The following is a 9,655-nucleotide window of genomic DNA, read 5'->3' as shown; positions in this document are numbered from 1 at the left end:
CGGCGCGTATTGCGATCGTTAGTTCGAGAACAGGCCACCCAGTGCCTTCTTGCCTTTGTTGAACAGACCCTTGGTCTTTTCGCCCGGGGTCTGCGGCTGATCTTGCGCCTGCTGCTGATCCTGAGCGCCGTCGTCGCCCTGCGCGCTGGCGAACTCAGAGCAGAAGTTGCGATAGCGTTCGGCGATGGCAGTGTAGCGACGACCAGCGCACTGCGCAGCCGCGATGCCGGCCGCTTGAGTCGGGCATTCGGTGGCGATGAAGTCCAGGTTGCCGTTGCGATCCGCCAGTTGGCACAGACCTTCGCGTTCTTTCTCGGCCGAGAAGCCGCAGGCTGTCGCCGATTCGGTCAACGGACGCGCGCCAGGCATGTTGCTGTTGGCGGCATAGCGAGTGGTCTTGCGTTCCTGATCGCTCAGGCGCTTGAAGTTCTCCGGCTTGCGCACAGCCTCGCAGAAGGTGCGCTTGTCGGCCGGGTCTTTACACATGGTCAGGAACCCCGGACCGTTGCCGGCAGCGGCTTCCTTACGGCAATACTCGGCAGTCTGTTGCTCGGCGACCTTCTGCTGGCGTTCGCCTTCGGCAATCATCTTCTTGGCCTGCAGATTCATTTCGCGGCCATCGCAAGTGCCGGCCAGCTTCTTGCCTTCGTAGTTCATGACCATGGTCTCGCCCTGAGTGGTCATTTCCATCTTGCCCTGATAGTGATCGGGGCCGAGGTAGGTGAAGCGAGCCGTGCCTTCCACCGCGTCCTTACCGGTACAGCGCATCTTGAAGCTCTGCTCGTTGCCACTGCGCTTCATGTCGTAGATCTGGCAGTTGTCGTCGGTGCGGATCGGGGCGGCGTCCTGACCGGGCTCTTTACAGATTTCCGAGGACTGGCCCGGCATGCTCATGCCGGCCATCTGCATGGAGCTGGTGATTTTCCACTTTTCGCCCGGCACGGTGCTCTGGGCCAACGCCAGGGAGGTGGCGGCACAGGCGGTCAGCAACAGCAACTTGGGCACATTTTTCATGGGGATTCCTGCACTGTTAGGATCGCGAGGCCGGTCGCGAGCGGGCGCAGTTGGGCCTGCGCTTGTTGGCAACGGAGCGTAGGCTCGCATGCCGTGGTTTTCTACGTCCATGCCCCGTCAAGGCAGTTGACTTTTCAGTAGCGCGCGAGGCCAATGGGTTTTTTCTCGACCGGTGTCGGAACCGCTCGCGCTCGCGCGTCCTTGAATAGAAATTCACCGACAGGAGCTTGCCATGGCCTACGTAGACGGTTTCGTGTTGCCGGTCCCAAAAGACAAACTGGAGCTGTACAAAGAGAAGGCACGGCTGTGCGCCGAGGTGTGGAAGGGTTATGGCGCCTTGGAATACGTCGAATGCGTCGCCGACGATGTGCCGTACGGCGAACTCACGTCGTTCCCGCGGGCTGTGCAAGTGACGCCTGAGGAGACCGTAGTGTTTTCTTGGATCAAGTACGAGTCGCGTCAGCAGCGCGATGCCGTCAATGAAAAAGTGATGGCCGATCCGCGCATGAAAGAGATGTTCAAGGATCTGCCGGTGGACGGAAAACGCATGATTTTCGGCGGTTTCGACACCTTCTTGCAGGTCTGAGCCCGAGTCGGAGGAGCAGCGATGTGTCGTAACATCAGAACCTTGTTCAACTTCGAGCCGCCGGCCACGGACGACGAGGTCCACGATGCAGCGCTGCAGTTCGTCCGCAAGCTGAGTGGCTTCACGTTGCCGTCCAAAGCCAATGAGGCGGCGTTCGAGCGCGCGGTGGAGCAGGTCTCCGCCGCCGCTCGCACCTTGATTCACTCGATGACGACCAACGCCGAGCCCAAGAATCGCGAAGTCGAAGCTGAACGGGCCAAGGCGCGCTCGGCGGTCCGATTCGGCCGCCAAGTTTGACAAGTCGCCGGCGGTCGTTGAATACTTATACTCATACAAAATCCATTTGCTGGATGTCGAGGGGGATCATGACGAGTGTCGAGCGCGCGCGGCGCGTTTTTTTTCTGTCGCGTCTGGTAGCGCTATCAGTTGCCGCATTCCTGGTCTCCACCGCACACGCTGCGCCTCCGCATCTGGAACGGCAGGGCTCGACGCAGCGCCTGATCGTCAACGATCGACCGCTGCTGCTGTTGGGAGGCGAACTCGGTAATTCCAGCGCCAGCAGCGCGGCCTACATGGCGCCGCATTGGCCCAAGCTCAAGCAGATGAACTTGAACGCGGTGTTTGCGCCCGTGTCCTGGGAACTGCTCGAGCCGGTCGAAGGTAAGTTCGTCTGGTCGTCGCTGGATCAGTTGCTCAAGGATGCGCGCGCCCACGACATGAAGTTGGTGCTGTTGTGGTTCGGCGCTTGGAAGAACAGCATGTCGACGTATGTGCCGGCATGGGTCAAGCGCGATCAAGTCAGATTTCCTCGCGTGCAATTACCGAACGGGCAGAGCACCGAGATTCTGTCCGCATTTTCGACGGCAACTCGCGATGCCGATGCGCGTGCATTCGCGGCGCTTCTCAGTCGTATCAAAGCGGTGGATGCCGAGCAAAGCACCATCGTGATGGTGCAAGTCGAAAATGAGATCGGCATGTTGCCGGTGGCGCGCGAGTACGGTCCGGAAGCGAATCGTTTGTTTGCTGAGCAAGTGCCCGCCGAGTTGCTGCGTCGTCTCGATGCCACGCGCGCGAATGGCACCGGGCTGCACAAGTTGTGGGCCGAGCAGGGCGGCAAGAGCGCCGGCAGCTGGACTGAAGTCTTTGGCGAAGGCGATGCCGCTGCGGAAACATTCACCGCTTGGCATTACTCGCGATTCGTCGAAGCCTTGGTCACTTCAGGTAAAGCAGCGTATCCGTTGCCGATGTATGTGAATGCCGCGCTCAATCGCATGGGCAAGGCGCCGGGTGAATATCCGAGCGGCGGGCCGTTGCCGCATTTGTTGGAGGTTTGGAAAGCGGGTGCGCCATCGCTCGATTTGCTGGCGCCGGATATTTATTTCCCCAACTTCGTGGATCTCGCGTCGCTGTTCCGCCGTGCCGACAACGCTTTGTTCATTCCCGAGGCCAACAATTCGGATCAGCCCGAAGTGCCGGCCAATGCGTTCTATGCATTCGGCAAGCTGGACGCCATCGGCTTCGGGCCGTTCTCCATCGAAGCCATCGGCGACCTCAAACCCAACCCCCTGGCAGATGCCTATGCCGTGCTGAGGCAACTCAGCCCGGCAATTCTTTCCGCGCAGGGGCTCGGCCGCATGTCCGGTTTCAAACCACGCGTCCTCGAAGACGAAACCGTCATCGCCACGCCGATCACTGAAGACATTGGCGGTTATCGTTTCACGGTGTCGTTCACCGATCCGTGGGTACCCAAGGCGTCGCAGCGAGTTGCGACCCACGGCGGCCTGATCGTGCAGACCGGTCCCGAGGAATATTTGATCGCGGGTCAGGGCATCACGGTGACAGCAAAGCCGGTGGGAGCAGGCCCGCCGTTGGCGGGGATCGACTCTGCCTGGGAAGGCACGTTCGACTCGCAGGGACGTTGGGTGGCTGGCCGCGCGCTGAATGGCGACCAGACCCATCAAGGCCGGCACGTGCGACTGGCGCCGGGCCAATTCCAGATTCAGCGAATACGGTTTTATCGCTATCGATGAGTGACCGCGGCGCGCATAGCGTCGAGGGTGGCTCTTCGCAGCGATTTGATAGCGTTAACAAACGACGAATCGATTGAGTACGAGTGGAGGCGAGGGGATATGAGCTTGAGCAAGCGACACATTCTGCGTGCGGTGTTGTTCCCGTCCGCGACGGTTCTGGGTCTGGCCGCGGCAGCGAGCGTATTCGCTCAGGAGGCTCCAGCCCAAGAAACTCAGAACACCGCGCCGGCCGCGAGCGATGTGGAAGAGGTCGTGGTCACCGGCATTCGCCAGAGTCTGCAAAGCGCCACTGAGTCCAAGCGCGAGTCGGTTGCGTTCGGCGACTCGATCTTCGCCGAGGACATCGGCAAATTGCCGGCGACCAACCTGGCCGAGACGTTGAATCGCATTCCTGGCGTGAAGTTGAATCGCGACATCAACGGCGAAGGCGTGCAAGTGTCGGTGCGAGGCCTCGGCCCCAGCTTTTCCAAAGTGTTGTTGAACGGCTCGCAAATCGCGGTGGCCTCGGATGGCGGCACCAACGGCGGCAGCGCCAATCGCGAAGTGGATCTGGATTTCTTCCCCTCCGAATTGTTTACGCGCCTGGATGTCGCCAAGACTCCGGTCGCCTCCACGTTGGAAGGCGGCATCGCTGGCACGGTGAACCTGCGCAACGCGCGCCCGTTCGATCGTGAAGGCGCGCACTTCACCGTCATCGGTCAGACCCAGTACACGGACACCAACGACGAAGTGAGCCCGCGCGGCGCTATCGTTGCCAGCAACACCTGGGACAAATTCGGCGTGCTGGTCGGCGTGTCGGGCGTGAAGACCAAAACGCGCATCGACGGCTTCGAGTCGGTCGGTTGGACCGACGGTAATCTGAGCTCGCTGGGTGTCACCGACACCAACAACGGCAACGGCTTCTTGTATGCGCCGGTGATGCCGAACAACGTCCGCAACTACACGCCGGGCACAGCGCTCAGCGCGGCGGCGTTGGCGAATTTGGCGGGCGTTTCTACCGACGTTCTGAAGACTGCACTGTTGCCGCGCTTGGGTCGTAATAGCTACACCATCGGCGATCGCTCGCGCGTGTCGGGCCTGCTCGCGATGGAATATCGCGCCAGCGATACGTTGAAGTTCGCCATCGACACCATGTACGCCGAGTCGGATCGCGACTATCAGCGTTTGAACATGAATTGGTACGTGCGTAACTCGGGCCCGGGCACGTCGCCCACGGCCACCGGCGGCATGGTGCCAATCGATCTCACCGTCGACGGCAATGGCGTGGTCACCGACGGCACGTTCGCCAATTCGAGCTTTTTCCTCGAGAACGACATTTTCGACCAGTCCACCGAGTTCTATAACGTCAATCCGAGCATGGAGTGGCAGGTCGCCGACAAGGTGCGCGTCAACGCGCAGGTGAACTACAGCCACAGCAAGTTCTTCCGCGAGCAGCCGCAGTTCGATTTCCAGACGGCGCGTGAGTCGGGTGTCGAGGTGTATTTGCAAAACGGCGGCAGCGATCAGCCTGTCATCACCACCAACGTCGATCTGAACGATCCCAATCTCGGCTGGACCTGGTATCGGGTCAACGTACAGAACGTGAAGCGCGAGACCGAGACGCAGGGCGCGCACGTCGACACCATCATCGGCGACGACGATTCCAACATCAAAGTGGGCGTGGCTTACGACAAGGCCGAGCGTTCCATTCGTGCATACGACAACAGCGCCGCGTTTCAGCAGGCGGTGTGTGGCACGTTGTGCGCAGGTGTGACGGGCTCAGTGCCAAACTCGCAAGTCGCGCAGTATCTGCGTGCCATGGACACGAATAATTTCGGTCACCTGGCCAGCGGCAGCGTCGGCTATTCGCGTTTCATCATGACCAATCTGGAAGCGTTGAAGCGTGCTACCAACTACGCGTATTACCGTGACACGGCACCTCAAGCCATCGGTGCGGTGACCGGCGGCGCGACGGGTGATATCGCCGAAGAAACGGCGGGCACGTACATCGAAGCCAATCACTTGTTGGTGCTGTTCGATCGCGATCTGCGTTTGAACGGTGGCGTGCGTTACTTCCATACCGATCAGACCGTGACCAGCCCGGTGCAGACTGGCGCTGGCATTTTCGATCAGACGTTGGACAGCACGTACGATGATTTCTTGCCGTCGTTCAACGCGGCCTACGATCTTGCCGATCGCGTGAAGGTGCGCTTCTCCGTGTCTCGCAGCATGACGCGCGCTGATGCCGGTCAGATTCTGCCGGGCACGACTTTCAGTGACACGTCCGGTCAGGTGGCCAGCGTCGGCAATCCGGAGCTGGAACCGTACTTCTCCAACAACTTCGACCTCGGCGGTGAGTTCTACACCGGCGGTCTGGGTTACATCGGTCTCGCTTTGTTCCGTAAGGATGTCGATGGCTTCACCGCTACTCAGCAGTCGCAGGTGCCGTTCACCAGTCTGGGCATTCCGTACAGCGATTTGACCGACACGCAGCGTGCAGCGATGGAGCCGCGCGGTGGCGTCAATGCGCTGGTCACGTTGAATCGGCCCGTCAACTTGAACAAGTTGACTTTGGAAGGCGCGGAAATCACCTGGGTGCAGCCGTTGGACTTCGTCACCGAAGGCTTGGGCTTCTCGGCCAACGGCACGCGCATCACTCAAAGCGCCTCGGGCAACCTCAAGGCCACTGGCATCGCGCCGTGGAGCTACAACTTGCAGGCGTTCTACGAGAACTATGGCGTGTCGATCAGCTTGAACTACGTGTGGAACGACGAGTCGATCGCGGCCAATGCTCCGCAGAACAACGTCAACGTGCCGCTGCGTGCCGATGCTCGCGGCCAGCTCGACCTGTCCGCCGGCTACACGTTGCCGTTCGCGAACGAGTCCATGCGGCTGACGTTGGATGCGTTGAACCTGACCAACGAGCCGATTCGTACTCTGTTCGGCTACGACAACTCGCCGTACTCGGTGTACTACCCGGGGCGTCAGGTGTTGTTGGGCTTGCGCGCCACGTTCTGATGCGGAACCTTGCGTGACCTGATCGATTGACTCCTCGGTAGCTCGAAAGCTGTCCGAGGAGTCATGCCGGAAGGTCCATCGTTGGTCATCCTGCGCGAGCAAGCGCAGATCTTCAAAGGCAAACGCGTGCTGGCCGCGGAGGGCAACGCGAAGATCGACAAGGCTCGCATCGCCAAGCAACGCATCGTGGCGTTGCGCACGTGGGGCAAGCACTTCCTGATCGAGTTCAGCGGCTTCAGCGTTCGAATTCACTTGTTGATGTTCGGCCGGTACTGCATCAACGAACGCAAGCCGGACAAGCCCATTCGCCTGGGTCTGAAGTTTGCCGGCGGCCAAGAGCTGAACTTCTACAACTGCGCTGTGCGCTACATAGAAGGCGATCTGGACGATACCTACGACTGGAGCGGCGACGTGATGTCCGACCAGTGGGATCCGGCGGCAGCGAGGCAAAAGCTCAAAGCCATGCCCGACACGCGGATCTGCGACGCGTTGCTGGACCAAGACGTCTTCGCCGGCGTCGGCAACATCATCAAGAACGAAGTGCTGTTTCGAATCCGGGTGCATCCGTGCTCCACGGTCGGTGCGGTGCCGGCGGCGAAACTCAAAGAGATGGCGGACGAGGCGAGGACCTACAGTTTTCAGTTTCTGGAATGGAAGCGAGCGTCCGAGCTGCGCCAGCACTGGCTGGTCCACAACAAGGGCATGTGTCCGCGCTGCGAAATCAAACTGAAGCGCGCCTATTTGGGCGTCAGGGACCGGCGCACCTTCTGCTGCGAGCGATGTCAGACCCGCTATGCCAAGCCGGCAAAACCGGCAGCCAAAGCCAAGCGAGCGCGCACTCAACGGGCTCCTTTAAAGAAGTAACTTCAGCCTCGGCGTGTCAGGCGGGCCCCGGGTTTGTTACTATCGCGCGCCCGCGGTTCCAAGCAACGGCGGGCAAGTCGTTCGGAATCAATCGTTTAGGGACTCAATTCCCGCTTCAACATGCTACAAACCATCCGCGACAAAACGGCCGGCTGGGTCGCCAGTCTGTTCCTCGGCGCCATTGCCATCGTGTTCGTGTTCTGGGGCATCGACTTCCAGTCGAGTTCTGGTTCGTTCGCCGCCAAGGTGGACGGCGAGCGCATTTCGGCGGAGACCGTGCGCCGCGCCTGGCAGCAGCGTCAGTCTCAGTTGCAGCAGATGCTCCGCAACGAGCTGCCGCCGGAAATGGCCAAGTCCCAGCAGACCGCGCTGCTCGATCAATACATTCAGCAGACGCTGCTCACTCAGCGCGCCAACGAGTTCGGCTACAAGGTCAGCGACGAAGCGCTGGCCAAGCGCGTGATGGAAATCCCGCAGTTCCAGGTCGACGGCAAGTTCGATAAGGACCGCTACATCGCGCTGTTGCGCTCCAGTGGTACCACTGAGGCGCGTTTCGAAGCCGATCTGCAGGCCGAGCTGCTGCTCGATCAACTGCAGAGTGCAGTGGTGGATTCGGCATTCGCTGCTCCCTACGAGTTGGAGCGTCGCTACGCGCTGGAGAAGCAGCAGCGTGAACTCGACTACGTGCTGATTCCCGCCAAGGATTTCGCCGCGTCGGTGACGGTCAGCGACGAGCAGATCCAGAAATTCTACGAAGCCAACGGCCAGCAATTCCTGCTGCCGGAGACGGTCGACCTGCAATACATCGAGCTGACTCGTGCGCAGGCGGAGTCGAACGTCACAGTGACCGACAAAGAGCTCAAGGACTACTACGAGCAGGTGAAGCAGCGCTTCGAGTCGCCAGAGCGCCGTCGTGCTCGTCACATCCTGGTCACCGCGACTGACGGTCTCGACGACGCGGCCGCGCAGAAGAAGGCACAGGAGCTGACCGATAAAGTTAAAGCCGGTGCCGACTTCGCTAAGCTGGCCAAAGAAAATTCCAAGGACCCAGGCTCGGCCGCACAAGGCGGCGATCTGGACTGGGCGCAGAAGGGCATGTTCGTCGGCCCGTTCGAAGACGCGTTGTTCAGCATGCAGCCTGGCGAAATTCGCGGCCCGGTGAAGACTCAGTTCGGCTATCACGTGCTGAAGCTGGAGAACATCGAAGCGGGTCATTTGCAGACCTTCGATGAAGCACGCGCCGAGATCGAAGCGGAATATCGCAAGGACCGCGCGCAGACCGGCTTCTACGACGAGTCGCAGAAGATGGCTGACGCTGCGTTCGCTGCCCTCACCGAGCTGGACTCGGTGGCGAAATCGCTGAACCTGCAGATCAAAGCGGTCAAAGGGTTCACTCGCGAAGGTGGCGGCGAGTTCGGCGCCGAGCAGGGCGTGGTCGATGCGGCGTTCAGCGAAGACGTGTTGGAGCGTCGCCAGAACAGTCCGTTGGTGCCGGTTGGCGATGACAAGGCGGTGGTGTTGCGAGTGGTCGCGCACAAGCCGGCCGAGCCGCGGCCGCTGGCTGAAGTTCGTGGCGACATCGAGTCGCGCCTGCGTGCGCAAGCGGCTCGCGACGCTGCGACGGCCAAGGGCACTGAAGCGCTGGCCAAGCTGCAGAAGGGCGAGAGCTGGGATTCGCTGAGCGCGTCCGGTTTGAAGCCAGTGGGCAAGCGCTTCGTGACGCGTGACGATTCGATCGCTCCGCCTGCGGTGTTGCGTGCGGCGTTCCAGGCGTCGAAGTCGCAGATTTCGGAAGCCAAGCCGTTCGTGTCGGGCGTGCCGACGGACGATGGCAACTACGCCGTGCTGGCGGTGTCGCAGCTTCGCCATGGCGAGGCGAGCACTGAGCCGGAGACGGAACGTGCCAACCGTCGTCGTCAGGCCGAACGTACGGTCGGCGGCGAAGAGCTGAGCGCTTACGTGAAAGAAGCCGAACGTAATGCGGATATCGTCCGCAACGACAAGGTCTTCGAATAACGCGGCAGCGTTAAATCACTGAAAGTGGTTCGCCGGCTCAGAAGGGGGCGGCGAGGCAGTCGATACAAAAACGCCGCGGTTTCGCAAGAAGCCGCGGCGTTTTGCATTCTGATGGCGTTTAAGGATCAGTCGCTTTCAGGGAAGCTCA

At 60.7% G+C, this 9,655-nt stretch carries 7 protein-coding genes; 6 read left to right on the top strand and 1 reads right to left on the bottom strand.

Translation table 11 applies throughout. The annotated features are described in order from the left end of the window. Window positions 1-18: 18 nt before the first annotated feature. Window positions 19-1,014: a DUF3617 domain-containing protein gene (locus JNL55_RS03450; RefSeq protein WP_293849286.1), complete on the bottom strand. Its 996-nt coding sequence runs from the start codon at window positions 1,012-1,014 to the stop codon at window positions 19-21. A gap of 232 nt (window positions 1,015-1,246) precedes the next feature. On the opposite strand from JNL55_RS03450, the gene JNL55_RS03445 reads away from it, so the two are divergent. The 6 genes from JNL55_RS03445 (at window position 1,247) to JNL55_RS03420 (ending at window position 9,507) form a co-directional block, all read left to right on the top strand. Further along, window positions 1,247-1,600: a DUF1428 domain-containing protein gene (locus JNL55_RS03445; RefSeq protein WP_293849285.1), complete on the top strand. Its 354-nt coding sequence runs from the start codon at window positions 1,247-1,249 to the stop codon at window positions 1,598-1,600. 21 nt (window positions 1,601-1,621) lie between these two features. After that, window positions 1,622-1,897, top strand: coding sequence for a DUF2277 domain-containing protein (locus tag JNL55_RS03440; RefSeq protein ID WP_293849282.1), 276 nt, complete (start codon window positions 1,622-1,624; stop codon window positions 1,895-1,897). 68 nt (window positions 1,898-1,965) lie between these two features. Next, on the top strand, window positions 1,966-3,630 hold the full coding sequence (locus JNL55_RS03435) for a DUF5597 domain-containing protein (RefSeq protein WP_293849280.1): 1,665 nt from the start codon (window positions 1,966-1,968) through the stop codon (window positions 3,628-3,630). A 99-nt stretch (window positions 3,631-3,729) separates the two neighbouring features. After that, entirely contained in the window at window positions 3,730-6,627 is a 2,898-nt protein-coding gene (locus JNL55_RS03430) for a TonB-dependent receptor (RefSeq protein WP_415922999.1), read from the top strand. Window positions 6,628-6,690: 63 nt separating this feature from the next. After that, on the top strand, window positions 6,691-7,491 hold the full coding sequence (locus JNL55_RS03425; RefSeq protein WP_293849276.1) for a DNA-formamidopyrimidine glycosylase family protein: 801 nt from the start codon (window positions 6,691-6,693) through the stop codon (window positions 7,489-7,491). A 120-nt stretch (window positions 7,492-7,611) separates the two neighbouring features. Continuing rightward, window positions 7,612-9,507 carry a SurA N-terminal domain-containing protein gene (locus tag JNL55_RS03420; RefSeq protein ID WP_293849273.1) on the top strand — a complete coding sequence of 632 codons (1,896 nt, stop codon included), beginning with the start codon at window positions 7,612-7,614 and terminating at the stop codon, window positions 9,505-9,507. Window positions 9,508-9,655: the final 148 nt, after the last annotated feature.

Origin of the sequence: Steroidobacter sp. (assembly GCF_016790065.1) — a bacterium.
Classification (GTDB): Bacteria; Pseudomonadota; Gammaproteobacteria; order Steroidobacterales; family Steroidobacteraceae; genus Steroidobacter.
Note: the sequence above shows the minus strand (reverse complement) of the source record. Positions and strands in the feature narration are given on the sequence as shown.